The sequence below is a fragment of the Rhizobium skierniewicense genome, from assembly GCF_014196515.1.
In the GTDB taxonomy this organism is placed as follows: Bacteria; Pseudomonadota; Alphaproteobacteria; order Rhizobiales; family Rhizobiaceae; genus Agrobacterium; species Agrobacterium skierniewicense.
The window spans coordinates 92,660-118,966 of the sequence record NZ_JACIDV010000010.1 but is presented as its reverse complement, the minus strand read 5'-3'; the positions used below and the strand labels follow the sequence as shown (position 1 = coordinate 118,966).

19 protein-coding genes and 2 pseudogenes are annotated in these 26,307 nt (G+C 52.1%); 15 read left to right on the top strand and 6 right to left on the bottom strand.

The genetic code is table 11. From position 1 onward, the window contains the following. Nucleotides 1–53: 53 nt before the first annotated feature. The 5 genes from GGQ73_RS16610 (at nucleotide 54) to GGQ73_RS16590 (ending at nucleotide 4,403) form a co-directional block, all read left to right on the top strand. Nucleotides 54–1,202 (top strand): NAD(P)/FAD-dependent oxidoreductase, encoded by a 1,149-nt coding sequence (locus tag GGQ73_RS16610; RefSeq protein WP_173994876.1) that lies wholly within the window; start codon nucleotides 54–56, stop codon nucleotides 1,200–1,202. A gap of 48 nt (nucleotides 1,203–1,250) precedes the next feature. After that, nucleotides 1,251–1,994, top strand: coding sequence for an amino acid ABC transporter ATP-binding protein (locus GGQ73_RS16605; RefSeq protein ID WP_065657622.1), 744 nt, complete (start codon nucleotides 1,251–1,253; stop codon nucleotides 1,992–1,994). A gap of 103 nt (nucleotides 1,995–2,097) precedes the next feature. After that, complete coding sequence (locus GGQ73_RS16600; protein ID WP_081307307.1) at nucleotides 2,098–2,943, top strand: cysteine ABC transporter substrate-binding protein; 846 nt, start codon at nucleotides 2,098–2,100, stop codon at nucleotides 2,941–2,943. A 74-nt stretch (nucleotides 2,944–3,017) separates the two neighbouring features. After that, nucleotides 3,018–3,677 carry an amino acid ABC transporter permease gene (locus GGQ73_RS16595; RefSeq protein ID WP_139103027.1) on the top strand — a complete coding sequence of 220 codons (660 nt, stop codon included), beginning with the start codon at nucleotides 3,018–3,020 and terminating at the stop codon, nucleotides 3,675–3,677. Between the two features lie 3 nt (nucleotides 3,678–3,680). Then, entirely contained in the window at nucleotides 3,681–4,403 is a 723-nt protein-coding gene (locus GGQ73_RS16590; protein WP_032489949.1) for an amino acid ABC transporter permease, read from the top strand. 67 nt (nucleotides 4,404–4,470) lie between these two features. On the opposite strand, the gene GGQ73_RS16585 is transcribed toward GGQ73_RS16590, so the two are convergent. Next, a complete protein-coding gene (locus GGQ73_RS16585; protein WP_065657547.1) occupies nucleotides 4,471–5,574 on the bottom strand; it encodes a LacI family DNA-binding transcriptional regulator in 1,104 nt (367 codons plus the stop codon). Nucleotides 5,575–5,717: 143 nt separating this feature from the next. Here GGQ73_RS16585 and GGQ73_RS16580 point away from each other — a divergent pair, with 143 nt between their 5' ends. The 7 genes from GGQ73_RS16580 (at nucleotide 5,718) to tnpB (ending at nucleotide 12,966) form a co-directional block, all read left to right on the top strand. Then, on the top strand, nucleotides 5,718–6,740 hold the full coding sequence (locus tag GGQ73_RS16580; protein ID WP_065657546.1) for an SIS domain-containing protein: 1,023 nt from the start codon (nucleotides 5,718–5,720) through the stop codon (nucleotides 6,738–6,740). Between the two features lie 9 nt (nucleotides 6,741–6,749). Next, on the top strand, nucleotides 6,750–7,568 hold the full coding sequence (locus GGQ73_RS16575; protein ID WP_032489946.1) for a PfkB family carbohydrate kinase: 819 nt from the start codon (nucleotides 6,750–6,752) through the stop codon (nucleotides 7,566–7,568). Between the two features lie 7 nt (nucleotides 7,569–7,575). Then, nucleotides 7,576–8,781, top strand: coding sequence for a M24 family metallopeptidase (locus GGQ73_RS16570; RefSeq protein WP_032489945.1), 1,206 nt, complete (start codon nucleotides 7,576–7,578; stop codon nucleotides 8,779–8,781). Beyond that, a complete protein-coding gene (potA, locus tag GGQ73_RS16565; protein WP_032489944.1) occupies nucleotides 8,781–9,863 on the top strand; it encodes a polyamine ABC transporter ATP-binding protein in 1,083 nt (360 codons plus the stop codon). The genes GGQ73_RS16570 and potA overlap by 1 nt, the downstream gene beginning before the upstream one ends. 32 nt (nucleotides 9,864–9,895) lie before the next feature. Then, a complete protein-coding gene (locus GGQ73_RS16560; RefSeq protein ID WP_065657545.1) occupies nucleotides 9,896–10,915 on the top strand; it encodes a polyamine ABC transporter substrate-binding protein in 1,020 nt (339 codons plus the stop codon). 26 nt (nucleotides 10,916–10,941) lie between these two features. Continuing rightward, entirely contained in the window at nucleotides 10,942–12,720 is a 1,779-nt protein-coding gene (locus GGQ73_RS16555) for an ABC transporter permease subunit (RefSeq protein ID WP_173994875.1), read from the top strand. A 141-nt stretch (nucleotides 12,721–12,861) separates the two neighbouring features. Continuing rightward, nucleotides 12,862–12,966 (top strand): IS66 family insertion sequence element accessory protein TnpB, encoded by a 105-nt coding sequence (tnpB, locus tag GGQ73_RS23375; protein ID WP_081307306.1) that lies wholly within the window; start codon nucleotides 12,862–12,864, stop codon nucleotides 12,964–12,966. 159 nt (nucleotides 12,967–13,125) lie between these two features. Here the strand turns inward: tnpB and GGQ73_RS16545 are convergent. Beyond that, nucleotides 13,126–13,728, bottom strand: a pseudogene (locus tag GGQ73_RS16545) (IS3 family transposase); the annotation flags it as partial. A gap of 190 nt (nucleotides 13,729–13,918) precedes the next feature. Here GGQ73_RS16545 and GGQ73_RS16540 point away from each other — a divergent pair. Continuing rightward, nucleotides 13,919–15,294 (top strand): annotated as a pseudogene (locus tag GGQ73_RS16540) (ISNCY family transposase). 551 nt (nucleotides 15,295–15,845) lie between these two features. Next, on the top strand, nucleotides 15,846–17,117 hold the full coding sequence (locus GGQ73_RS16535; protein WP_139103025.1) for a M24 family metallopeptidase: 1,272 nt from the start codon (nucleotides 15,846–15,848) through the stop codon (nucleotides 17,115–17,117). Nucleotides 17,118–17,465: 348 nt separating this feature from the next. Here GGQ73_RS16535 and GGQ73_RS16530 read toward each other — a convergent pair whose 3' ends face one another. After that, the gene (locus tag GGQ73_RS16530; protein ID WP_032489938.1) at nucleotides 17,466–18,701 is read right to left on the bottom strand and encodes an SDR family NAD(P)-dependent oxidoreductase; all 1,236 of its coding nucleotides are present in this window, start codon (nucleotides 18,699–18,701) and stop codon (nucleotides 17,466–17,468) included. Nucleotides 18,702–19,165: 464 nt separating this feature from the next. Here GGQ73_RS16530 and GGQ73_RS16525 point away from each other — a divergent pair, with 464 nt between their 5' ends. Next, complete coding sequence (locus tag GGQ73_RS16525) at nucleotides 19,166–20,248, top strand: SIS domain-containing protein (protein ID WP_065657540.1); 1,083 nt, start codon at nucleotides 19,166–19,168, stop codon at nucleotides 20,246–20,248. 443 nt (nucleotides 20,249–20,691) lie between these two features. On the opposite strand, the gene GGQ73_RS16520 is transcribed toward GGQ73_RS16525, so the two are convergent. From GGQ73_RS16520 to GGQ73_RS23265, 3 genes are all read right to left on the bottom strand, one after another. Next, on the bottom strand, nucleotides 20,692–21,648 hold the full coding sequence (locus tag GGQ73_RS16520) for a RolB family protein (protein ID WP_178111691.1): 957 nt from the start codon (nucleotides 21,646–21,648) through the stop codon (nucleotides 20,692–20,694). Nucleotides 21,649–22,130: 482 nt separating this feature from the next. Further along, a complete protein-coding gene (locus GGQ73_RS23370; RefSeq protein ID WP_012477971.1) occupies nucleotides 22,131–22,829 on the bottom strand; it encodes a RolB family protein in 699 nt (232 codons plus the stop codon). Between the two features lie 3,027 nt (nucleotides 22,830–25,856). Further along, nucleotides 25,857–26,135, bottom strand: coding sequence for a type 2 periplasmic-binding domain-containing protein (locus GGQ73_RS23265; protein ID WP_272434457.1), 279 nt, complete (start codon nucleotides 26,133–26,135; stop codon nucleotides 25,857–25,859). Between the last annotated feature and the right edge of the window lie 172 nt (nucleotides 26,136–26,307).

The window sequence follows — 26,307 nt, the reverse complement described above, 5'->3', positions numbered from 1 at the left end:
TCGCGCATTGACAAATGAAACCGGTCTCAAGACTCAGTTGAAGGAACATGCGGATGGCAGCCTTGTCCTCTAGCCAACACGTCACCGTAATAGGTGGTGGCATTTTCGGCGTATCTTCAGCAGTGCATCTTGCGCGGCTTGGCGTTCGAGTAACGCTCGTGACCGAGGCGAGCTTTGCGAGCCAAGCTTCCGGGCGCTCGCTATCTTGGCTCAATTCGGCGCGGTTCCGGTCCGCGGACTATCACCGTTTGCGGATCATCGGCATGGACCGTTACCGTACTCTTGCAAGCCGCAACGAAGGCGCTCCGTGGCTGCGCTTCGAAGGCGGTTTGACGTGGGATGCGGACGATGCGTCGAACCGCATTGCCGAAGCCTTCGCATATGAACAGTCGATCGGTTACGACTGCCAGCTTCTCGATCCAGCCGATGTGGCCAAGGTCACGCCCGGCATCGATGCCGGCGCGATCTCGCGTCAGGGTGCTATCTTCAATCCGGGGGAGGGCTGGGTCGATCTGCCTTCGCTGATCGAACTGATGTTACAGGAATTTCAGACGCTCGGTGGTAAGGTGATCACTGATGCTGGCAAGGCGAGTGTTGATGTGAAGGGCGGCCGTGCAACGGGTGTATCCACGGCCAGTGGCCTGCTTGTCGAAGCAGATGCAATTCTGGTTGCGACTGGCTCGGCGGTGCCCAGCATGGTGAAGGACGCCGGGCATTTTATCGCGGATGGCACGCCGACCACGCTTCTCGTTAAATCTAAGCCTTTCAGTCATGCCGTTCGTGCCGTGCTCAATACGCCGAATGTCGCGCTGCGACCTACGCCTGACGGCTCTATCGTTTGCGATTCTGCATGGTCGGAAGCTGCGCTCAACCGCAATTCCAATGGCAGCTACGAAATAAAACAGGACATGATCGACCGTCTCCTGTCCGAAGCTTCGCGCGTTCTAGAAGGCAATCCGAAGCTGGAGCTTGAAAGCTACCATTGTGGACCCAAGCCAGTGCCGGGAGACGGTGAGGCGGTCATCGGCGCTCTGGAGGGCATTCCGGGCTATTTCGTCGCCTTCAGCCATAGCGGAGCGACGCTCGGCCTGATTACCGGTGAGCTGATTGCCCGTGAGATCGTGACAGGGCAGTCAAGTCCGCTACTGGCAAAATTTCGCCCGTCCCGTTTCACGGATCAGGATCGGGCGCTGCCTTCCTGAGGGCAAAGGATTAGACCAATGGATGGCGGCAAAGGAGGTGCTCCAGGCATGAACGATACGGACGTTGCTGTCGAGCTTTCAGGCGTCGACAAATGGTTCTCCATCCTGCAGGTTCTGTACGACATCAACCTTACAGTCAGTCGCAGGGAAAAGGTGGTGGTCTGTGGGCCTTCGGGCTCCGGCAAGTCGACCATGATCCGGTGCATCAATCATCTGGAAAAGCATCAGAAGGGCCGCATCGTCGTCAATGGCATTGAGCTGACGGAAAACAGGCGTAATATCGATCGCGTCCGGCAGGATGTCGGCATGGTTTTTCAGAACTTCAATCTTTATCCGCACCTGACCGTGCTCGAAAACTGCACGCTGGCGCCACGCTGGGTGAAGGGCGTTTCCAGAAAAGATGCGGAGGCCGTCGCCCGCTCCTATCTGGAACGGGTGCGCATTCCTGACAAGGCCGACTTTTACCCAAGCCAGCTTTCCGGCGGCCAGCAGCAGCGCGCAGCAATCGCCCGCTCGCTCTGCATGAATCCGAAGATCATGCTTTTCGATGAGCCGACATCCGCGCTCGACCCTGAACTTGTTCGCGAGGTGCTGGACACGATGGCGCAGCTTGCTAACGACGGCATGACCATGGTGTGCGTGACCCATGAAATGGGCTTTGCGCGCCAGGTCGCGGATCGGGTCGTCTTCATGGACGCGGGCCGGATCGTCGAAGTCGCATCCCCGGAAGAATTTTTCAGCGCTCCGAAGGAAAGCCGAACAAGAGCTTTCTTGAAGCAAATTCTGCACTAGCCGTGTCGGCAACAGGTTTTTCCCCATCCGAGGAAAGGTGCGGCAAAAATACAAGAACGAGAAACGTTCGATCAACAACGATGAAACAAAGGGAACCGCAGCTATGACCAAATCAATCAGTATGATTTCGCGCACGGCAACAGCTCTAGGGACCATTGCCGCCCTAATGCTTGCCTCAGCACCTGCCTCCGCCCAAACTCTGCCCAAGGCCATCAAGGACGCCGGCATAATCCGCATCGGCGTAAAATGCGACTCGCCGCCGTTCGGCGCATCCGGCACCGATGGCAAGCCGGCCGGCATCGAGATCGATATTGCCAAGCAAATCGGAATTGCCGCTTTCGGTTCAGCCAACAAGGCGGAATTGAGCTGCGTCGCGACGGATGCCCGTATCCCGTCGCTGACCGGCGGCAAGATCGACCTCATCATCGCGACACTCGGCAAAACGCCGTCGCGCGAGCAGGTCATCGATTATTCCAACATCTATTATTGGGGCAGCAGCCGCGTCATCGTCCCGAAGGAAAGCAAGGTCCAGAAGCTGGCCGATCTTGATGGCAAATCCATGCTCATCATCAAGGGCGGTTCGCAGCTGAAATGGCTCAAGGAGCGCATACCGACGCTCGAATTTATTCAACTCAACACCAATGCCGATAATCTTCAGGCCCTTCAGCAGGGACGCGCCGACGGTTATGTCGGGGATGCCATCACCATCGCGACGCTTGCCAGCAGCTATCCCCAGTTCCGCGCGCTCGAAGAGCCTGTTGACCTCGGCTTCAACGGCGTCGGCATCCGCAAGGGAGAAGATGAGCTGAAGGCATTCGTCAACGGCGTGCTGAAGAAGCTGAAGGATGAAAAGTTCTACTCGAAGACCGTTCCGACCTACGTCAAGGATCCGGTCGTCGCCGCTGAAATGATCAAGTCCTTCGAGTCGGATCCGCCCGCCACGAAGTGAACGCCTGATGAGGTCCCGGCAGCCATCGCGGCCGGGGCCGACGCTCACCGTTAACGCGAATACGGATGGTGGCTATGGATTTTGCTTATATTCTCGAAGCCTTGCCGGATCTGATGTCCGGCCTCAGGATGACGCTGCTCGTCAGTTTCATCGCGATCCTGCTGTCTTGCATCATCGGCGTGATCGGCTCGATCATGAGGACAAGTGGCGTGAAGGCACTGGAATATACCGTCACCGCCTATGTGGAGTTCATACGCGGCACGCCATTCCTCGTTCAAATCTTCTTTGTATTCTATGGTCTACCCAGCCTCGGCTTGCGTTTCAGCATATTCTGGTCCGGCGTGATCGCGCTCACGGCTTGGGCCAGTGCATTCCAGATCGAGAATTTCCGCGCAGGTTTGGCGGCGGTAGACAGGGGAATGCAGGATGCATCGGCATCGCTTGGCCTTAAACGATGGCACTACGGCGTTTTCATCGTGCTGCCGCTGGCCGCGCGCGCCGCGCTGCCATCTTCGATGAATACGATCGTCGCTACGATCAAGAACTCCGCTTATCTGCAGGCAATCGGCCTCGTGGAACTCACCTTCGTCGCCGTCGACAGGATCGCCTATGATTTCCGGGCGATTGAGATGTTTGCCTCGATCTGCGTGATCTACCTGCTTTGCGTCTTTACCGCATCCGGCGTCGGTTCCATGGTCGAACGCCGCCTCAACAGACCCTTTGGCGGGTGGTAAGAAATGCTGCTTCTCGAATTCAAGTCCTTCCTGCTTGACGGTATTCTCAACACCCTGCTTCTCTCCGGTGTCATGATTTTGGGCGGCACCTTCTTCGCCGTCATCTTCGCGACCGGACTTTCCGTGAAGACCGGATGGGTCAGTCGCCCGATTTACGGTCTGGTGGAGTGCCTTCGAGACATCCCGCTGATGGTTACCGTACTGATGGTCTACTTCGTGCTTCCACATGCAGGGCTTTCGTTGAACCCGTTCTGGTCGAGCGCTCTGAGTGTTTCCGTTTGGGGCGGCGCGAACGGGGCGCACATCATCCGTGCCGGATTGCTCTCCGTGCCCATAGGACAGCGAGAGGCGGCATTGTCTTCCGGCTTACGCAGTTGGAAAGGGCTACTCCTCGTCGTATTACCACAGGCTATGCCCATCATTCTGCCGCCCTATGTCAGCCTCGTTACAGGTCTGGTACAGGCGAGTTCTCTAGGATCAGTACTTGGTGTGAACGAACTGCTTCGCTCGGCCCAGATCCTCATCGAGCAGACCACCATCTCACGTGGAGGTAGCCCCGCCTATCTCGTTTATGGCGCCATTCTCGTTGTCTATTTCGCGCTTTGCTGGAGTATCTCTGCTCTCGGAGCCCGACTTGAGCGACATTTTGCCCGCCCATATCGAAGAGACAGGGACCGGAAGGCGCAAACAGTGGAGGCCACGCCTGTAATTCAGACGACGACATAATCATGGCCGAAACGACAACGTTGCTTAAGATTAAACCTATACACGCAGATGCGTAATGCAGGGCTGATTATTTGCTCGCCTTCCGGGGTCGTTTTACCTTACCCGATGGCTGCTGCGCTGAAGCGGTGCTCACAGAGTCCCGCACGACCAGAGTCGCCTGGAGCAGCGTCTCCCGACTTGTTTCAGTTGTCTCTCCAGTTAACCGAGCGATAAGATCCTCGGTGGCGGCAGCTGCCAATTCTCTGATCGGTTGCGAGACGACGGTCAGAGGAGGTGTTACCGCCGCCGTCCAATCAGCATCATCAAAAGAAATGAGCGAGACTTCATCCGGGATAACCAATCGTAAATTTCTGAAAACGTTCAACAAAACAAGCGCCACAGAACTATCTGTGGCAAGAACCGCGCTGGGACGGTCCGGTGTATCAAAGAGCCTACGGACCTTCTCAGCCAACTTCTCAATGTCCCAACCGCCGAGAACCACCAGGTTGGGGTCAATCTCGATGTTTGCATCGTGCAAAGCGGCACGATAACCGTCGATGCGCTCACGAACGGACGAAATCAGGTATTCTTTCTCTCCGTGAGACGGAGCGTTTGAGACGAGCGCAATGCGTTGGTGCCCCTTTGCAATTAGCGATGCAACCGCTTGGTGGGCCGCCCCATAGTTGTCGATTGCAAACGTATCTGCATTGAGGACGGGCACGCGGCGATCAAGCAAAACCAGCGGGCAACCGCCGTCCCTGGCACGCTTTAGATGATCGACATCGATGCTGGACGTCGGCGATACGATAAGACCATCGACTCGCTTGGATAGCAAAACACGCACCGCCTCACGTTCAAGCGCGATATCTTCATCAGTCGTCGCTAGAATGACAGCGAAACCCTTGGCACTGGCGGTGTCAGTAATGGCTCTGATCGCGCGGGCGAAGTAGAGATTCTCGATATCGGCAATGACGACACCGATCGTCTTGCTACGCCCTGTCGCCATGCTTCGGGCCAGTTGATTGGGCTGATAAGCCAGTTTCTTCGCTGCGGCGAATACCTTCTTGCGCGTGTCGGCTCCAACATAGCCGTAACTACCCAGGACGCGCGCAGCAGTGGCTCGAGAGACACCTGCAACCCGTGCCACATCATCGATTGTCGGCTGGCTGCCTACGCGTTCATTTTCTTTCATTTCATGGTCGCCTCGAAGGTCAGGAAGATCGTCTCGTATCAGACCAAGACACCTTAAACAAATCTCTTGACAGCGGCCAGCAAAATATGGGAGCGGTATCACATGAGAGCGGTATCACACATCGCCGCCATATGAGGAGCATCATGACAAACTATCCAAACCTTGTTTCGCCCGACGTCGATTTCCGCCGCATCACAGAGGCGGCGGTCGCGCAGCGTGAACGTATCGCTAGCGTGGCACAGACAGCAGCCAAGAACATGAGCAACCTGTTCCTTGTTGGTTGCGGTGGCTCCTACAACGATTTCTCGGCAGCATCATACCTTGCAGATCGTGCTGCTGAATTCCCGACGTTCATTTTCAACAGCGAGGAGTTTAATCGCCGTCGCCCTGCATTGCTCGGTCCAAAGTCGGTTGTCCTGGTCGCCTCCCATAACGGCACGACTGGAGAGACGATCGAAGCCGCCCGCTGGGCGCGCGCCGCCGGCGCTCACGTTATTGGCTTCACAAAGAACGAGACCACCAACCTTGCTGCTGAATGCGATGAGGTCTTCACCTATAACAGCGACCGCACGATCCTTGCTCCGAAGCAGGTTCTGATCGGCCTGATGGTCACGGCGCTGTTGAAGGCCGCTGGTTCTAAACTCGATTTCACGACAATCGACCAGGCTTATGCCGCTGTGCCGGCCGCTTTCGAGAAGGCAATCCAAGAAGCAGAGGCTCATCTGCATGAAATCGCCAAAACCTTTGGTCCCGAGCCATTCACCTATGTCCTCTCCGCTGGACCAAATCAAGGTGCGGGCTACGGGTTTGCGATGTGCTACCTGATGGAAATGCAGTGGAAGCATGCATCCTGGTTCAATGCGAACGAATTTCTCCACGGTGCTTTCGAAGTCGTTCAGCCTGATACGCCAGTCCTGCTGTTCAAGGGCGAAGACGACACCCGTGCTGTGATCGATCGTGTTGAAACGTTCCTCAACAAGAACACCAAGCGCTGCCTTGTCGTCGACTCTAAAGACTACACCTTGCCGGGTGTACCCGCGTCAATGCGCGGTGAGATTTCTCCACTGCTTCTGTCCACGCTCTCGAAGCGCCTCGCCGAGCATTATCAAGCTGTCACCGGGCACCTGCTGACAGACCGCCGCTACATGTTCAAAACAACCTACTGAGGCAGCGACATGCGTATTTGTGGCGTCGGCGACAATGTGGTCGACCGATATTATAATCAAAAGCTGATGTTTCCCGGTGGCAATGCGGTGAATTTCGCCGTCCATGCCGCGCGCAGCGGAATGGATGCTGCCTACCTTGGAGTTATCGGGACGGACTCGGATGGTGATCTGATCCGGTCGAGCCTCCAGGCCGAAGGCGTAGATCTGACACATCTGCGTGTCAAGGACGGCCCCAATGCCTTTGCGACCGTTCACATGGATGACGACGGCAACAATCGGAAATGGGGCCTTTGCGAAAAGGGCGTGTCGATGCTCCAGCTCGATAGTGCTGAACTTGAGTACCTCGCAGGTTTTGATCTGGCTCATACGGGTGAGACGAGTCGCTTAGACGGCCAGCTTCCCGAAATCCGCGAAAGGGTTGCGATCTCCTTCGATTTTTCGGATCGTGATCTGGATTATGCGGCGAGCGTATTGCCCTACGTGAAGGTTGCGGCCTTCTCGCGCTCGGGTGCGAGCGAGACTGAAATCGCCCGGGTCCTCGATATCGCCCATTCTGCCGGAGTCGAGCTCGTAACAATTACGCAGGGAGCTAAAGGGGCGACCGTATCCTATAAGGGTGAAGCCCTTTTCGTACCCGCAGTGCCCGTGGATGCCGTCGACACCCTCGGGGCAGGCGATGCATTTGTCGCCAGATTGGCATGCCGCGTATTGAACGGCGTTCCACTCGTAGAAGCCGGTAAAGACGCAGCCCAATACTCTGCGCTAATCTGCGGGACGCGCGGTGCCTTTGGTCACGCCCGTCCTATCACCCGCGATATTCCTTTGTGAGAGCGCCATGACAGAAAACCCAGCAGACTCCAAACTGACATTTCCGAACGAAGCCGACTACACCAGGCGCATAGAGCGCGCCAGAACCGCAATGAAGGAGAACGGCATTGACGTTCTCGCATTGTCGAGCTTCGACAACCATCGCTTCTTTACCGGGCTCGACGGCATCGCATCCGTGAGGCCGATCTGGTTCGTCTTCCCTCAGGATGGCAACCCGGCGTTCATTTCTCCACGCATCGAAGCACCTGAAATTCGCTCGCAGTGTACCGTTCCGGTCGCCGTCGAATGGGTTGAGTGGGAAGAGCCAGCCAAGACGCCAATGTCCTTTTCGGCTGCTCTGGCAAAGCATATCGAGGCGGTCGCCCCAACAGCACGCAAGATTGGCGTAGATTTTGACGCCACCTCCGCGCGCAGCCTGGATCTGGTTCGCGATGCTCTCGGTCGCGATCGAATCGTCGATATTACTGACATCATCCGCGAGGTGCGCCGACGTAAGGATCAGGCAACGATTGACGTTGTTCGCCGTAGCGCCGATATCGCAGCACACCAGTTCCTGGCAAGCCGAGATGCAGTAAGGCCTGGCGTTCCGGAGTGGAAAGTTGCGCTCGCATCGCGCACGGCCGCGATGGAACGCGCAGCGGAATGGTGGAATGGCGACGAAGACCATTCGCCGCTTCTGCAGGGCATCCACGTCATGGGCTGCGGTAGCATCCGTTCCGGTCGTGCACACGCTGTTGCTGCGGGTCGCCCAATGCGCGAAGGCGAGGTCGTACAGCTTTGCTATTGCGGCCGCCCCTTCTTTGGCCACGGAATATGTTTCGATCGACCGCTGAAGGTGGGGTCAGAAGAAGTCTCGGATGATCTTCGCAAGATTGTCGATGTCGCACGCAAAGCGCAAGAAGCCGCGCTGGCGAAAGTTCGTGCCGGCGTTACGACTGGCGAGGTCCACGCCGCTGCGGTCGCGGTTATCGAGGGCCATGGATACGGCGGCGCTATGCAGCATCGCACTGGGCGCGGTATCGGCCTGTCAGATCCCGAATTCCCTGAGATCAAGGCCAACGATCCGACGGTTCTCGAAGCCGGCATGTTGCTGGGCATCGAGCCTGGTGTTTACGTCGATGGCGTTGGCGGCGCCCGTTTTGGGGACACCATCCTTGTAACGGAGACGGGCTACGAGCCGCTCACGCCTCTTGAATTGGGCAGGGACATCTAATGACAGACCAGTCGCTCCCCGCCGTTTCCTTCCATCGTGTCACCCGGCGCTATGGGCCGGTCACTGCGGTGAGCGGCGTCACCCTCGACATCGCAAAGGGCGAATTCTTCGCACTGCTCGGCTCAAGTGGTTCCGGCAAAACTACGCTTCTCATGTTGCTTGCGGGTTTCGACCAACCGAGCGAAGGCAAGGTGCTGATGTCCGGCACTTCCGTGACGGAGGTGCCGCCGCACCGCCGCAGCATCGGCGTGGTATTTCAAAACTACGCCTTGTTCCCGCATATGACCGCAGCCGAGAATGTCGCCTACCCGCTCAAGATGCGCGGCGTCGGACGAAGTGAACGAGACGAGCGCGTAAAAGCGGCGCTCAGTCTCGTCAACCTGACAGATCGCGGGGCTTCATATCCTATACAGATGTCTGGAGGACAACAGCAGCGTGTGGCACTTGCTCGCTCACTGGTCTTCGGCCCTGATATTTTGCTCATGGATGAACCGCTCGGAGCTCTCGACCGGAGACTTCGTGACCAGATGCAGCACGAGCTGAAGCGCATCCAGCACGAACTCGGCATCACCGTCATCTATGTTACCCACGACCAGTCGGAAGCCATGGCGATGGCTGACCGGATTGGAATCATGTCGGGCGGTGAACTACTTCAGGTAGCCGATCCTGAGACCATTTACGCAGCGCCTTCCAATCATTTTGTTGCACGGTTCATCGGCGATTGCTCGATCCTCCGGGTTACAAACCTGGACGAGGGCCGAGGATACGAGATCGCAGGGGGGCGCCAGTTGCTGCCGTCCCCGGCTAAGACGCCTTTCGATATTGTGGTCCGACCGGAAAGCGTTTCTATCCGCTCAGTCGCCGAAGCAAATTCGGACGAAGGCTTCGCGGTTCCAGCAACAATTCGCGACATCACCTATCTCGGATCCGGGTGGCGCGTAGCACTGCAAATTTCTGACGGGCAATCGCTGCTTGCCAACGTCATGCGAGGAGACCTTTTGGCCGGAAGCCTTGAGCCCGGAAAAAGCGTAATCGCGCGCTGGGCTCCAGCGTCCGTCGCCGTTCTTCCGACTGAAGGATGACCCTAAAGCGGAATGTTAGAGGAGAAGAAACTGTGGGAACGATCAAACAAAAAACTGGGATTTGGCTTGCAGCTGCGGCCGTCTTTCTTCTTGCTGGCGCAGCATCCGCTGCCGAAGTGGTAGTTGCTTCATACGGTGGCACTTTTCAGGATGCTCAGACAAAGGCTTTTTTCGAGCCTTACAACAAAGCATCGGGTGTAAAGGTCACTGCCACGACAGGTTCAGCCTACGCGAAGGTCAAGGCTATGGTTGAGAGCGGTAATGTGACGTGGGATGTCGTGTCCGCTGAAAGTTCGGCACATGCGAACGAGGCCAAGGACAGCCTTCTCGAACCGCTCGACTACAACGTAATCAAGGCCGACGGTGTCCCCGCCGAACTCCGCACCAAGTACGGCATCGGCTATATCACATTCGGCATGAACCTTTCCTGGGACAAGGCGAAGTTTGCGAATGGCGTTACGCCGGCGCAGTTTTTCGATCCCTCGGTGAAAGCTCGTCGTGCTGTTCCGCTAGAGCCCGAATACACGATTGAATTTGCCCTGCTCGCCGACGGCGTCAAGGCTGCCGATCTCTACCCGTTGGACGTCGACCGAGCACTCAAGGTGATCGACCGTGTCAAAGAGCAGATCGTTGCCTACAAGGGTGCCGCTGACACCCAGGCGCTGATCCAGCAGGGTGAAATCGATCTGGCCTACATCCCGAACGGCCGAGTGAATAACGCGATCAAGGCCGGGGCAAACTGGGCTTACGGTTGGGACGCGTCCGTCTCCGATACGGAATGGTGGGTCGTCGTGAAAGGTGCTCCGCACAAGGATGAAGCGATGAAATTCATCAATTTTGCTGTTCAGCCCGAGAACCAGGCGGAGCTGACACGAAACATCCCCTACGGTCCAACCAATGTCGAAGCGCTTAAGCTTCTCGATCCTGCGGTCGCAAAAGACCTCCCAAGCTACCCGGAGAATGCGAAGCTTGGCGCAATCCTCGATTCAAAGTGGTGGAACGACAATCGTGATGCAGTGAAGGCTCGCTGGTCCACATACATAATGAACTGATCGGTTTAAGGCAGGAGCAAACGACGATGACGCGAAATTTTTCAAGAGACTGGGAGCGACTCTTCCTACTTGCTCCGGTGTTTATCCTCCTCCTCGTCGCATTCGCACTGCCACTGCTTTACATCGTGCCCTCTGCGTTCGGCGGAAATGCCGCCGGGCGTTTTCTCAAGATTTTCGAAAGTCCGGTATACCTGAAAATCATTTGGACGACGGTGCGGATCAGCCTTGAAGCGACTGCGATAACACTCGTTGTCTCCTTTCCGCTGGCGTGGCTCCTGAGCCGGGCGACGGGATTTAAGGCGATGTTTCTCGGATTGCTGGTCCTTGTTCCGTTTTTGAGCAGCGTTCTGGTTCGAACCTTCGCGTGGCTGGCAATCCTAGGCCAGCGTGGGCTTATCAACGGGACGCTGCTTAGTCTTGGTCTTATTTCGGAACCCTTGCCGCTCCTCTTCAGCGAACCTGCGGTCATCCTCGCTTTGGTTCACTCTTCAATTCCTATGATGGCATTCGCCCTTGTAACAGTGCTTCGTCGCATCGACGGCCGCGTCCTGCTGGCAGCCAACACTCTTGGCGCGAACCCGCTCCGGGCTTGGTTTGGCATCGTCATCCCACTCTCGATACGTGGAATCCAATCAGGCGTCATCATCATCTTCCTCTTCACCATCGCCAGCTTCATTGCGCCGGCCTTCCTTGGCAATCAACGCCAGCAAATGCTCGCGCAAGTAATCCAGTCGGAGATCGAGACTGGTGCAGACTGGCCATTCGCCGCAGCACTTGGCATCACACTCGCGTTGATCGCGACAATCGTCGTCGCCCTGTTGAGCTGGGGTTTGAGCTTCTTCTCTCGTTGGCAAAGGCCAGGCTCGTCGCCTGCGAACCGATCGCAGCCGTCAGCGGGGCACGCGGACATGGATCTTCTACGTCGTCCTGTGGCATTACCCTCTGCTCGGTTTCAGTTTTCGACACTGTTGTCGAACGGCGCACGCTTGTTTGAACCAGTTTATCTTACATTGATTTCAATCTTCATTCTCCTGCCGCTCGTTGTTCTCTTTCCGGTATCGTTCAGCTCGGCCGACGTACTCATCTTTCCGCCTCCTGGCTATTCGTTGCGCTGGTTCGAGACCATCTTCAGCAGTTCAGAATGGACTAGCGCGGCAGTTACGAGCCTACGTATTGGTGTAGCCACTTGCTTGCTCAGCCTGGTGCTTGCCACGTTCGCCGTGCTCGGATTCGGTCGGCAGAAGTTTATACTTCAGGGGGTGTTAGAAGCCTTGGTGCAAGCTCCCCTCAGCGTCCCGGCCGTCGTATTCGCGCTTGGCGCATATCTTGCTTTCGCACGGGTTGGGCTTGTGGATACGGAAATAGGTATCATCATAGCACACACGGTGCTGATCTTCCCCGTCGTTTATCTTATAGCATCGGCGACTTATAGCTCGATCGATCCAAGGCTTTCGCTCGCGGCGGCAAGCCTCGGAGCAAACCCTTGGAGCGTTTTTCGTACGATCGTCTTCCCATTGTTGCTACCTGGTCTTGCAATCGGCGCACTGATTGCCGTTCTCCTTTCATTTGATGAATCGGTGGCATCGATCTTTCTTAGTGACCTTTCGGTCAAGACACTGCCGAGAAAATTGTGGGAAGGGATCCGCTTCAACACAAGTCCAGAATCCGCCGCCGTTTCCGCGGTTCTCCTAGGCGTGACGTGCGCCTTTATCGTCGTCGGCATCGTGGTCATGCTGTGGCGCAAGAGAGTCGCTGGCGCTCCGACCATGATTGGAGTTTTGGACACCTCCGCGGAAGAAACTTAGGCTTCCCAAGCCGATGTGGCTGCCGTCGGAATTCGCCGGCGGTAGCCGCTAGCAGCGGAGGCGGCATGATCGGGCCATCGGGAAATGTGGGGTCTGTCTGGCCTGCGGAGTGACCGACATGCGGAGTGGCATTGATGGTCTATCGGCGCGATCTTTGGTTTCCGCGAAAAGCGCGCTGATCGGGTCAAACTTCTTTGGTGGGACGGTCAGACGTTCTGCCTGTTCAACAAATATCTGGGTTCATAGTAGACCTCTTTCCTCGCCAGTTGATGTTCTTGTCGTGGGTTGCATTTGTCGTTGAGCAGGCGTGCGATCTTCGAGCCGACTGCGTTGCTTTTGCGGCAAGTTTGTTGATTGCCATTGAGAACTGACCCGGAGGGGGTGTGGATAAAAAGTTGGACAGCTTTACAAGTTAGGGCCAAGACTTCTTCGATATTCGATCGGGCTGAGTGATCCCAGGGATATCTTAATACGCCTCTCATTGTACCAGCGGATATAAGCGTCTATCTCGGCAACGAACTGTTCGATTCTAATAGCCTTCCAGTCTCGGGGATAGAAGAGCTCTGTTTTCATCCGGCAGAAGAAGACCTCACAAGCAAAGTTATCTTGTGAGCAGTCCTTCGGGGCATTGAGCGAATTAGGTTTGCTTCGCTAATCCGCATTAGCCAGCCGACCCAGCGATAATGAGCTCCGCGAGCGGAATGGACGATTGGTCGTTCCTCGCCGTCTGTCATGGTCTCAATGGCTGCATCAAGCATAGTATTCCCCCGCGTCTGGTTGCGATCCAATCGACCAACTGATGACCGTTCCGTCGAAGTAGTCGATGATGCGCGCAAGGTAGACGTTCCCGGCTGGGATATTGAACCCGGTGATATCTGTCAGCCACTTCAGGTTCGGCGCTTTTGCATGGAAATCGCGATTGATTAGGTTCTCGGTGCCGGACTTATTTTTCCCCAGGTATGATCCGAAACGCCGTCGGCGCGGTCTGGCAACGACCAGTTGCTCCTCCAACCCATCAGTGAAAATTAACGCGTATGATTTGAAACTACATTGCACCGAACGTGAAGCGGCTGGAAAACGCTATCTCATAATCGATATTACGTCGACAGGAAGTGTAGCCGCAAAGTTGAAGTGTCCTGATTCTTCAAAGTTGGAATGTCACTCTCCCCGGGCCTTAACGATGCCTGGGAGATTGCAGATGGGATTGATAGCGATGAGCGAGCGCGATCTGCAACGGATCGAGATTTTGTCGAAGGTGGTTGCCGGCCGGATGACCACGGTATCGGCGGCGCATGTGCTTGATCTGAGCGAGCGCCAGGTGCGCCGGCTGCTGGAGCGCATGCGGACTGGCGGGGCGGCTTCGATCCGGCACAAGGCAATCGGTCGGCCGTCGAACAACCGGATCAGCGCCGGGGTTCGCGATTATGCAATGACGCTGGTTCGCGAACGCTATGCGGATTTCGGGCCGACATTGGCGACGGAGAAGCTGGCCGAGCGCAATGGACTGCGTGTATCGCGCGAGACGGTGCGCAGCTGGATGACTGATGCCGGCCCCTGGCTGTCGCGCAAGCAGCGCCGGACGTTTCATCAGCCGCGGTTACGGCGAGAAGCCTATGGCGAACTGGTGCAGATCGACGGCTCGGAGCATCGCTGGTTCGAGGATCGCGGACCGTCTTGCTCGCTGCTGGTATTTGTCGACGATGCGACCGGCAGGTTGATGCAGCTGCGCTTCGTGCGCTCCGAAAAAGTGCCTTCAGCTATTTCGAGGCATTGGAGCTGTATCTCAAGCGTCATGGCGCGCCGGTTGCCTTCTATTCGGACAAGCATTCAGTGTTCCGGGTGGCGAAGAAGGATGCCAGGGGTGGTCAGGGCATGACCCAGTTCGGGCGTGCGCTCTGCGAGCTAAACATCGAGATTCTCTGTGCAAATTCGAGCCAGGCCAAGGGTCGGGTCGAGCGGATGAACCGGACGCTGCAGGATCGCCTGGTCAAGGAGCTCAGGCTTTCTGGCATCGACAGCATGCAGGCGGGCAATGCGTTCTTGCCGGGCTTCATAGAGGACTACAACGCGCGTTTTGCAATCGTCCCTGCCCGTCCCGACGATCTGCATCGGCCGCTGAATCTGGCGCCGGATCGGTTGACTGAGATCCTGTGCAAGCGCGAGCAGCGCTATGTCGGATCGCAGCTGACGTTTTCGTTCGAGCGCAAGCGGATCATGCTGGAGGAGACCGCGGTGACGCGTGGCCTGGTTGGCCGTTATGTCGAGACCTATGCCTATGCGGACGGTCGGCTGGATGTGCGATGGAAGGGACATTCCCTGCCCTATCAGGTGTTCGACAAGGACCAGCGGGTAACGCATGCGGCGATCACCGAGAACAGGCGGCTCGGTGATGTCCTGGCATATATCAAGGAGCGTCAGGACGAGCGCCCGGCGCCTGACGTGAAGAACAACAGCGATAAGAATGGATACATCAAACGCGCTCGTGGACCTGGTCGTCGGAAAGACTTCACGACCGATCCGGTTGTGATTGCGCGGCGAAAGAAAGCACTGTCGCAACAGCCGGCTGCGGAGTGAGGCGTCTCAAAGCTAAAGCCGAAGAGGTGTGTCAATCACCCGCCCCGATCTGATCTTGCAAGCGGGATCAGCCGCTCAGATCGGGGCTGGTCGGTGTTGCGTGTGGTGACATGCGGACATTTCTACTTTGCAAACCCGCGGACATTCCAACTTCCCATCCACAGGAAGAGCATAGACAAATTTTCGCATCAACGAACATTTGCACGGACACGACACCGTCATATATCCTGCCACTCAGCGCCAATCAGGGAAGGACACAAGCGCTTGTGAAATGGATACGTAAATAAATTAATCGGCTACAGCATGCCATTCCAAAAGTAATACGTCAGTGCTTGCGTTCAGAACCAATATGACAAAGCAAAGCGTTCAAACTTCAGCTATAGGCTGCTTTCACGCCGCTTTCGTAAACTTTTTTGCACTCGTTTAAAAAAGATCCATAGACTTTAGAGAGTGGCGGTAGAATACGTGGCCCACAATCCATAGCCTTTTACTACACCTATAAATAGACCTTAACCAATTTATGCAATCAAATCCAACTCAAGCAAACAAACTTGCCTTCTTACAAATACCTCTTATATTTGTTAATATCCCTCAAAGACATGGCTCTATCTTCAAACCGTTTAAGCGAAGAGAGTTTTACTGCAACCGAAAACAGTTTCTCCTCACCTAGAGTGGACTACCGCAACCGCGTCGCTAGTCTCCAAGCCGAGATGAAAAAGATTAAGCTGGAAATTATTTTGTTGCACGGCTCGGCTAGCCATCGTTTTTTTTCAGGATTGGACGGCCTCCCAGACGTAAGGCCAGTCTTCCTTATTGTACTTCCAGATTCAGAGCCAGTGTTTGTCTCGCCTCGTATCGAAGCAGTTGTGATACGCAAGAAATGTACCGAGAAGGTCATTGCAGAATGGGGGGACTGGGAAGAACCTGGATTATTCAGGTCATTTGAAGATGCTATCGCCGATCGAATCAAAAAAGCGGCGCCACAAGCAGCAACAATTGGTATCGACTGTGATACAATCACTGCCCTAAATCTCGATCTCCTCGTTAAAAAATTTCATCCTATAGGTATCTCGGATGTCTCAGACTTAGTCGGAGATATTCGCCGCTTCAATGATGCAGCGGCCATGAACCGGTTGTCGCAAGCTGCCGAAGTTGCCGTACATAAATTTCGGGCAATCTTGGATGCGATCACACCAGGTATCGCTGAGTGGCAGGCGGCTCTCCAAGGCTACTGCGCTGCAACAGAGTGCGTGGCCAAGTTTTTGAAGGGAGATGTGAACTACTCACCCCTCGGTTCCAGCTTCACTGTTATGGGTAGCGGGCCCGAGCGCTCAGCGCATGCGCATTCTGTAGCTGCTGGACGCATTATGAGGGAAGGCGACCTAGTCCAAATTTGTTGCTGCACGCCGACATTTCTTGGGCAAGAAATTTGCTTTGACCGACCCGTAGTCGTTGGCACACTGGAATTGCCGCAAGCTGTAAAAAAAATCTTGAAAGCAGCGCGTGAGGCCTCGGCGGCGGCTTGGGCATCAGTCCGTCCGGGTGTGACGGCGGGAGAAGTGCACAACGCCGCATTGGATGTTATTGTCCGATATGGCTATGAGGAAGGAATGCAGCATGGCACTGGGCGGTCAATTGGTTCTGGCGGCGTTGGATTTCGTATCAAAGCCGGGGACCCAACAGTACTTAAGGAAGGTGACATGATTGCTATTGAGCCGGGAGTCTATGAATACGGTGTTGGCGGAGCACGCTATGGTGACACGGGGATCGTAGTGGATAAAGGATGCAAGATAATCACACCATTTCAGTTGGCTAGGGACTGACACCGCCCCAATATTGCTCAGTAATACTACTGAGACCTTTATTATCCCTGCGCGTTTTGTAGAATATCACAAGGATTTACCTTGACCTTTCAAAATAATAAAACACTGCAATTTATTGTTATATTTTAAATAAATTTTTATGTTTGTAATTTTCAATACTACAGTGATATTTTGAAATTAAAATTATTGAATTCGTAAAATACTGAAATTCAAGACAATATCATATAATAATTGAAACTTCGCAATTACATAGGCAGGAATACATAATCAGAAATACACACAATATTGCTTGCAGCCCAACGCAAATCACATAATGCGCAATTATTTCACAAACATAGTAGAAGCTCATCAGTTGAATGCAATGTTGGGACGCTCAATTTCTTCGCGGATGAGTTTTGCGATATGCTCAGGCCCAACCGTATCAGTCAAAGAACTCATGTTGGTAGCGGAAACAGCTAGGCATATATCAATTGCTCCTACACGATGGTCCAATCCGATATGATTGATAATCTGTGTTAGGCTCCCACATGCATGATTGGTCACATTGTAGCCAACAAAGGAATTAAACCCACGCTGGCGAGACATTGAGTTGAGATTAACGATGCGGCCAGAACCAGATTCAATCAGATAAGGCATGCATAGCTTTGTCATGATTAGAGGGGCCACGCAGTTGATATCCCATTGCTTTTGAAGCATCTCGACATTGATCTCTTTCTCGAGGTCAACATGATCGACACAGCCAGCATTGTTGACTAATCCATCGATCTTGTTGAATTTCGCGACGGTCGTGCTCACCCAATCTTTCATTGAGCTGTGATCCAGTGCATCAAAACATGCATAGTGAAGAGCTTCGTTCTGGTCGCCAAAAACTGCTTCCAGATCTTGTACGTTGCGGGCACCCAAACTCACTCGATAGCCGTGCCTAATAAGTTCTTGCGCGATGGCCTTGCCGATGCCGCGAGTTGCGCCAGTGACCATAACTACACGACTTTGGATTACACGCACAGACCAGTTTCCGGCATCCAGACTGAAATGTAGAACACGCCCATTGTCGGTATGCTCATCAGTTATAGCAACCCCGAGCAGTGCCGCGACAACCCTCAGCACACCTCCATGGGCGACGAGAAGCACGTTTTCTTTACGTGCATGCTTGAGAGCCTTGGCGACATGGATTGAGAAGATTTCAGTAGGTTCACAATCGGGATAGTCGTCCTCAAACATCTGAAGCGGACCAAAGCCGCCTTCGTGTTCACCAAAATCCCGCTCTTGAAGATCATCTTCAATCTGAAAGGTGGGACAACCCGGATTAGCGATGAAGGCAGTCTGAAGTGCACGTAAAAGTGGTGAACAGACAACCTTGCTTATTGGAAGGGTCCGAAGAACATTGCCGGCCAACAGAGCCTGGCGTACCCCTTTTTCATTAAGACCAATGTTCGTTCCCGAACCTTGCACGCCCCAGTGCTTCTCGCCGTTAACGACCATCTCCTTCTCGTTGAGGTCGGTCGTGCCATGTCGGATGAAGTAAAAACTTTTGATTCCACTTGGGGGCTCTGCAGAGCCAAGGTAGGCCTGAGAAATTGGCATTTTCACGTGTGAAGATATGATTTTTTTGAGAACTAGATAAGATTGATGAATATAGTTGTTTTGGTTTTTGTTGTTGCCGTCCTTGTTTATACTAATTATTTTTCAATCAGCACGTGAGCCATGACGTAAGTATCTCAGTTAACTGATATTTTTCTACCATTTTTGTCGTTGATTTCGGCGTGTGGGACATACTATCCGGGCCTACATGTTGCTCGTATTCTCCTTCCATCTTACTTTTCCTTGATCCGCAGCCATTAGTGACTTTTGAATAGATGCTCTGACACGCCAAGCCTCGCTAGTCAAAAGTGAACTAAACCAACGTGTTACAGCAAGAAAAAAATGCGTGTGACGCTCAATGTGACGTCTTTCGCGTTTCTAAAAAGGATAAATAGCCTCGCTGTCTATTATACTCCCACAAATCAACAACATATTACACGAGCATTTGTTTTGCATAATTCATCTCGATGGACATGCTCTACACACCCCTGTCGATCGAACCAGCCAAGATCGCTGAGGAACTTGACCCTACGATCAAACAGCTTGGAAATGTCGCAGAAGCCGGGCGGCGCCTCGCCGCCAATGGACTGAGGCAGGTGTTCTTCGTATCTGCTGGTGCTGGGTTGGCAATCGGAAAAAGCTTGAATGCGTATACTGACGAGGTTGCGCAAAACCTCTGCTTCATTAGCCACGCCGCTTCGAGATTCGTGGACCTACTGAAAGCCAACACATCAATCGCTGATGCCGCAGACACTTTAATTATCCTGTCATCAAAGTCCGGGAAAACTCCAGAAACTGTAGAAGCGGCGAAGCGCCTGAAGGACAAGCCTTGTAAAACAGTGGTCTTCACGAAGTCTCAAGATACCCCGCTCGCCTCACATGGTCACAGTGCATTTTTCACCGGGGAAACAACCCAGGCTTTCCATGCTACCCACATGCTAATGGCGTCATTTACTGGCGGTATTTTGGAAATCAAGGAAAGTTGGAGCTTTATGCCAGCCCTGGCATCATCCCTGAAAGCGCTACCGGTGGCATTGTTCCATGCTGCAAGGAAGTGTGTGTTGGCTGGAGAGGCATTTGCTGAAGACTTCAAGAGTGATACCCCCCTTTATTTCATAGCCTCAGGATCTGACCTACTCGTCCCGCACGCTTACGGGCTTTGCGTTCTGCAGGAGAGGTTCGGGTTCGACGTGCATGTTGTTGGGGCCACTGACTTTTTCCACAGTGTCGTGGAGACAGTGCGTCCTGGTACGAAGGCGCGGTATATTCTCACCGTCCCAGGAGGAGGGAGCCGGGGTAGCATGCTCGATGTCAAGACTTTTTTTGAGGAAGCAGCCAAAAACTATCCGGTAAGCTTTCACGTGCTTGATACCAAGGACTTCGACGCTTCGGGCATAGACCCAGAAATCCTGAAGATCGTTGGCCCTCTCATTGCCGAAGCTTGCCTGAAACCTTGGACTCCCATGTTGGCAAAGGCAACCAAACAAACAATGAATGATCCGCTCCTGCATATGGGGCGGTTCCAGTATTTCAACTGCCATTTGGGCTGAGTTGAAGACATGCTCCTGCCAGAAATCGCGTGATCTTACGCAATATTGAATAATCTCTGCCTATGTCATAAATGTGTGTGGCTTTATCTGTGTTTGTGTTGTTTCAGAAATTCATGTAACGTTTGTTTTTCTTATGTACTGTTAAATAAATTATCGGTGGCTCTACGAATACTTCGTATCGTTGATATTTCTAATCACAATATGCGTAGTGACCCGATAAATAATTTAAGCGTCGTTGATAAAAATCCTAAACTAATTGGGACATATATTTTATATGCCGTGATTTTCATAATTTAGTAAACTTAAAGTTCAAAATATTAAGTTCTGGTTCATTTAATACTTCTGATTACATTTCAGATATCACAAACTTATTATTGAAACTGACAAAATCGAAAGCGTAACCAGCGTCATTCTCAAACAAAATACATTCCCTACTGCTCTGATCAAAGAGAAAACAATTTTGAAAAGGATCTGCGTTTTTCCTGAATCTTTTTCATGAAGCGCTTCCAAGCTTTATGACGAACACTCGGCTCCAAATTTCCGGAAAGCAGTGGTTGGCAAGAATAATCGTGCATTGGAGTCATATTTGAAGGACGCACGGGGTGGACAAATCCGTATCTCATGCCCTCTACACGCCAAGCATCAGGTGTTCTCGATTCTCGAACGGTCATTGGAATTTTGCCTCTCCATGAAGCAGTCTCACCACGTTCCAAACAGGAATCCTCCCCCGCGCAATTCCAGTCGCATGACAATCCGTCGGCCAGCTTTCCAATGAATAACGCTTTGCCAAACGCAAGAATGTCGTGGCGGAACTCCACACCTCCCTCTCTCCAAAAAAATTGAACAGTTTGGCCTCCGAGGTGAAACCGCGGCCCATCCCGGAAAGAGGTAGTGGGAAGGATGGCCACAAAATGACTCAAATCGCCCTCACCGGAGTCGTCCCCAAAACAATTTTCACGGCGTAAACACTTGAACAAATGTCGTACTGTTTTGATTGAGACTTCTGACTGGTATGGAGCCAATGTACATGCAAGCACATTTGTCTTACCAAATCGGCAGACATCCCCAGATTGCACATAGCTCAGTACGGCGTCCCTTGAGGAATAGATGTAAATCGGCTTCGCGTTGCTACAGATCACCTCCGGATAAACGGGGGACTGAATCTCCAGCGGATGCGGAAATGGAAAACGGAGATACATCGCGGCGATCTCGCTCTTCAGTTCGCCCTCTTTAAATTTGCTCACCCAATATTTTACCCAGATCTCCTGATAAAGGAGGAGATTATCTCGAATATAAATACGATATAGCGAGCAAATACACCCGATTATGAAGCACATTTCTCGACAATCGCCAATGGATAGGAGATTAAAAGGCTCAAAGTTCGGCCTTGAAGGAACCATTATGTCGAGAAATACACGATTTACTTTGTGCTAATCACATTTTTTTCTATCGGCTTATTACATTTATAGACATTTGCACGTAAATGGTTTGATTTTATGAGCACAATACAGTGGCTTATTTGACTTTTTTGCAACATCTGGTGCATGCGTGTAGTATTCTTGTAGCCTGTTACGAAATATTGGATTATGTGTCTTGAGACAGTAATACGATTAAGCCGAATCAGAACAATACTCATCATTAAAACTAATTCAATATTTTACAGACTATTTATTCAAACATAAAAACAACGTTCACAGCAGAAAGACAGAAAATAAACAAGTCTATGATATTACATAGGCATGCATTAAGAATATTATAGCGCAAACCCCATATACTCTGATAAGATGCTTTCGATCGGGATACTGATTTTGAGTCAACCTTCTGGCTTTATTCTCGGGAATGCCGCCTTGGCTCTCCCATGTAGGGCTGCAGATATCTCTTCTTAACTGATGCAACAACACAGCCGCCCCCGAGGGCGATTTTTCGCATGGGTTGCCTTGTTAACTGGTCTTTCCGTACCCGCGGGAGGAAAAGCCAAACCAACCGCTATGACTTCACACCAAAAGCGGTGTCCGGGTTGCAGGGCGAAGTACTTATGAACATAACCATTGTGGACCTCAAACACAGGACAGGGCAACTCCAGAAATGACCTGCTTGGGAAAAAAGCAATATAAGCTTCTAAAGCATCCTCAAAAAGGCAGGAACCTGGGGATATCTGATTATGCCTATAGCGTAGGCTCTGGTACGTAACACCCTCAGCATACGGCGCTACGGAACATGCCACAAGGCCAATCGTTGCATGAACGGAGATGAGGGAATTTCTCGTATATTGTATAATCTTCTCGCGAGGACCATAAACGAAAAGGAGAGGATGATCGGTAAAGATTGTGTCAAACCGCTCCAGCCTCGGCCCGTGCAGACAGGGACTTTTTGCAAATCGCGCTAGGATTATGCCAACAGCATCGTCCGGATCGTCATGACGCCTCAGCGAGTCAACCCAAGATTTTTGGGCGCTGGCTAGGGTTTTCTCCACAAATTCACGATATACTGCCTCCGCTCCGATTAGAGCGGACTTTGCAAGGGCATGATCGCTTACATCACGCAAATCGATCATTTGGAAAACGGGACGTGTATAGCCCATACTTGTGGTATTTTTTCTACAAAGGTAGAGAACTTAATTTCTTAAGGCTCCTGAGAATGAAGCGTACTTATAGTGGTAAAGGTGAGCCACATGATTGCTGCCAATAATTGGTACGGCTCGGGATTGTTGTGAGTTATTGTCACTTGAATATCTAACAGGGCTCGTTCCCAAACAATTGAACAAATGGGGGTCCGGCGCCGCATTAATCATTCAGGTGAATAATTAAAGTTCTACGTGGGAATATCGAGGCGTTCGGTTCACCCCAAGTCAAAAGGACAAGACCAATAATTTGAAAATTGCAAGGATATACACGCACCGCTTGTCTCCCCGACCCTACACATAATTGAGTGCTTGACTTTGCGTAACGCGTCTCCGCGTGAAAATTACGGCGTGGATCCCACACGCATTATTTCGCTTCTTAAACATACAAAAAGTCGTGGCGGCAGGGACCCACAGAAGAAAAGTTTGGCACAAATGTCAAAAGCGAGCCGAAAGCTTTCACGCTTGTCGGGAAGTGGCCTCCAAATATTGACTAAAAATCGATGTGAAAAGTCTCATTTAATCGGCAATTGCCGGGGGTGCGGATGCTACACCACGCTGGCAAATTACGCTAAAGAGGATGATAATAGCGAACGTAATGTGTAAGATGAAAGCGAGGATACTGGACATTATCAGATCAATTTTCAATTCCACATTTTCACCAGTTTTACTGTCCTCGTGTTTGAATTTTACCAATTTATTTCTCAATGTCGAAATCGGGGAGGCCCTTCTTTCTTAATTCTTGCAATTTAACAATTTAAAATCTTTACTTATCTACGATGGGATAATTTTTAGATTTTTATAATAAAGACGCAACATTTTTACAAAATATTTCTGTAGGAATTTCGATTAACTTCACCTGCAAATATCTAAAATGGCGTACTCAAATATTATTAATTCGATTATTATTAAGGAGGCAACATTACAACATTTAAGTAAAAACGGTACAGTCACGAAATGACGTAAATAAGCTAGATAACAAGAGATTCATTGCTGAGGGGTGGCGCTTGATGGTACTGCGACCTAGATTTGAGTTTGTCATCGCGTGTTACGGGAGCGACCCGACCGCGACGACAGGATATCTGACCTCGACCGCGCAGCGCGAGTGTTTGACAAACTCGTGATCCTCAGCCGTGAACAGGTTGCTCTTGAACAGCGCAAAGTAGGTTGTGAAGTGGTTTGCAGTCACGAAGTCTAACTCCAACTGCCAGGGGGCCACGTTAGACACCCCCCACGTCGCTTTTTCATCCATCAGGAGAGAACCGTTTTGCTCATTGAAATTTGTGAGCAATTCGCTCGGCCCGTATAGAAAGTATAACTCGCTTGTCTCAACAACTTCGCTGGTATCCGGAATTTGAAATTCGCTACTCCAAGTGCCCTTAAGCAAATTTTTCTGATGATCTATTAAATTTTTTACGCTTCCGGCGGGCTTGCCCCTTAAGTCTATCCAAGAATGACTCATTGCTCGATGTTTCGATGGCGAGTGTGAGGGCAGAGGTTATAATACTTATAGGAGTCCGCTCAAAATGCCGAAAGAGTGAATTGAGAAATTAGGAGGCAATTTCCATATATTGAGGCGTTACCTACTCAACAGTGGAATTAGTGGACCTAAAGCACATTTTCACCCGTCAAAAGACTAGTGAATAATTCAGTGGATGCGACTTTGGACCGACTTTGTCGGTGGTTGGTGTTTTTTCCAAATTTGTTAGGTAGTGTTTTACATCATCCGTGGGCCAATCGCGAAATGAGCGCCTAAAGTTCCGCCTAAATCTCCTTTAGTTATTCGCGGCGATAAAGTCATATAGCATAAATATCCATTTTCAAAGATTAGAAATTCAATTTAGAAACCGCATTAAAAAAGTCGAAAGGAGTGAAGCGTTGATTTTTCAATCCGTGATAACGGGTCGAAAGGAAAAACTTTACAAGACAATCAAAACAAAATGGATTGGCACAAAGTCTCAATTACTGGATTATCCCTTAAGAGAACATATCTCTAATAATTCGGAAAACAGGTCAATCTTAGATAAATTAAGCGAATATTCCAAATTTGCTAGATTCTTATGCCGCGCACCTAGAACTCCAGGTAGGGTATGTGAATTTCTCAGATTTGGGCTCGGATTAATTATTGTAAAACTGTACGGCACCCAGTCTAGCGGGTACGAATAACTGAAAATGAACCGATTAGCGGAAAAATAAAACATCAAGTAACTCTTTATGATTAATACCTAAATGATATTTTACACCTCGATATATCCTGCCACCTTTTCTCAAAGTCCTAGCAAAAAAGGGCTAGATTTGGGCAGACGTTTCGGGCCTTCGGTCGCTATTCCCGCTAACTGCGGACCGGCGACTGGCGTCGTGGTCTGGCGGTGCCTGCAGCAATAGCCTGTTACCTGTTTCTCGTATCCAATTTCCGATTGTAAGTAGCGCTACATGAGTAGATGAAGGAGAGAGGCGACAATTGCAAATGCTAAGGCCGCATCGATATGGCTAATACAACGAAGGCTCGTGAGCGGAGCCCCGTGAACTTTCCCACGCAACAAGATTCTGCGCAAAGTTTCGGCTTCTTTCAGGAAGGTGCTGATGGCCCGACTCTTCAAGCAGTCATCTAGTTCATCAACGAAAATCTTTGTTCGTTCGGCGTCGAGCCGTAGACTACTGCCAAGCCGACGCAGCAGATCAAGAAGCCCATCGATAATGTGACAAAGGAAATCAATTCGAGCGCGTAGCCTGTCCCTGAGATCGGCAGCGTGATGCCCAGATCGCCACGGGCAGCCAACACGTGGGGATGATAGGTAGGCCGATAATAATCCGTCAGATGCTTGATCGCTCCAAGAAAGACAAAGTGACCCCTTGCTTCTCCGTACTTACTTGCTGAGTAACGCAACACTCCTGGCGGGCTTCAGCCCCTCGAAGTCTGGAAGAATTCACGTCGACGGACATGTTCCACACATTCGAACCTTTTCGCCAAAGTAGTGCTAGAACAGGTCAGCTTACCAAACAGCTTTGTGCCATCAAGGCGTCATGAAAGTTCCAAAATTCAGTTGCGAAACGATCCACGATTATAGAGGTAGCACCGTTCACTGAACGGACTTCGAGGAACCCCGCATCGATAAATATCGAGAATGGCCGCAGCACGATCCTGTCTTTGAATTCGATGGCTGCGGCAGGATCGATTATTGCGATCCCCGCGCCCTCGCGGACCAGACTGAATGCCGCATGCGACAAGTTCACTTCGAGGAAAGGGACGACGGGGGATACCGCCAATGGCCACCTCGACCCGCATGGCGAACAGTGTGCCTGTTTCCTGTTTTATGATCCGTTTGCCAGCCAAATCCTGAGGGGTAATCCGCTCGAGACCGGCCAGCCTGTGTCCCATCCGTATAGCGACGATTGCGGCAAGCGAGCGGGTTTCCAAAAGAAAGCCGGGGCGATCTGA

What these genes read in the sequence shown, in the direction of transcription:
- GGQ73_RS16585 (WP_065657547.1), bottom strand. Translation starts at nt 5,574, where the DNA reads ATGAAAGAAAATGAACGCGTAGGCAGCCAGCCGACAATCGATGATGTG.
- GGQ73_RS16555 (WP_173994875.1), top strand. Translation starts at nt 10,942, where the DNA reads ATGACGCGAAATTTTTCAAGAGACTGGGAGCGACTCTTCCTACTTGCT.
- GGQ73_RS16530 (WP_032489938.1), bottom strand. Translation starts at nt 18,701, where the DNA reads ATGCCAATTTCTCAGGCCTACCTTGGCTCTGCAGAGCCCCCAAGTGGA.
- GGQ73_RS16570 (WP_032489945.1), top strand. Translation starts at nt 7,576, where the DNA reads ATGACAGAAAACCCAGCAGACTCCAAACTGACATTTCCGAACGAAGCC.
- GGQ73_RS23370 (WP_012477971.1), bottom strand. Translation starts at nt 22,829, where the DNA reads ATGGGCTATACACGTCCCGTTTTCCAAATGATCGATTTGCGTGATGTA.
- GGQ73_RS16525 (WP_065657540.1), top strand. Translation starts at nt 19,166, where the DNA reads ATGGACATGCTCTACACACCCCTGTCGATCGAACCAGCCAAGATCGCT.
- GGQ73_RS16590 (WP_032489949.1), top strand. Translation starts at nt 3,681, where the DNA reads ATGCTGCTTCTCGAATTCAAGTCCTTCCTGCTTGACGGTATTCTCAAC.
- GGQ73_RS16520 (WP_178111691.1), bottom strand. Translation starts at nt 21,648, where the DNA reads ATGGTTCCTTCAAGGCCGAACTTTGAGCCTTTTAATCTCCTATCCATT.
- GGQ73_RS16605 (WP_065657622.1), top strand. Translation starts at nt 1,251, where the DNA reads ATGAACGATACGGACGTTGCTGTCGAGCTTTCAGGCGTCGACAAATGG.
- GGQ73_RS16580 (WP_065657546.1), top strand. Translation starts at nt 5,718, where the DNA reads ATGACAAACTATCCAAACCTTGTTTCGCCCGACGTCGATTTCCGCCGC.
- potA (WP_032489944.1), top strand. Translation starts at nt 8,781, where the DNA reads ATGACAGACCAGTCGCTCCCCGCCGTTTCCTTCCATCGTGTCACCCGG.
- GGQ73_RS16600 (WP_081307307.1), top strand. Translation starts at nt 2,098, where the DNA reads ATGACCAAATCAATCAGTATGATTTCGCGCACGGCAACAGCTCTAGGG.
- GGQ73_RS16595 (WP_139103027.1), top strand. Translation starts at nt 3,018, where the DNA reads ATGGATTTTGCTTATATTCTCGAAGCCTTGCCGGATCTGATGTCCGGC.
- GGQ73_RS16610 (WP_173994876.1), top strand. Translation starts at nt 54, where the DNA reads ATGGCAGCCTTGTCCTCTAGCCAACACGTCACCGTAATAGGTGGTGGC.
- GGQ73_RS16575 (WP_032489946.1), top strand. Translation starts at nt 6,750, where the DNA reads ATGCGTATTTGTGGCGTCGGCGACAATGTGGTCGACCGATATTATAAT.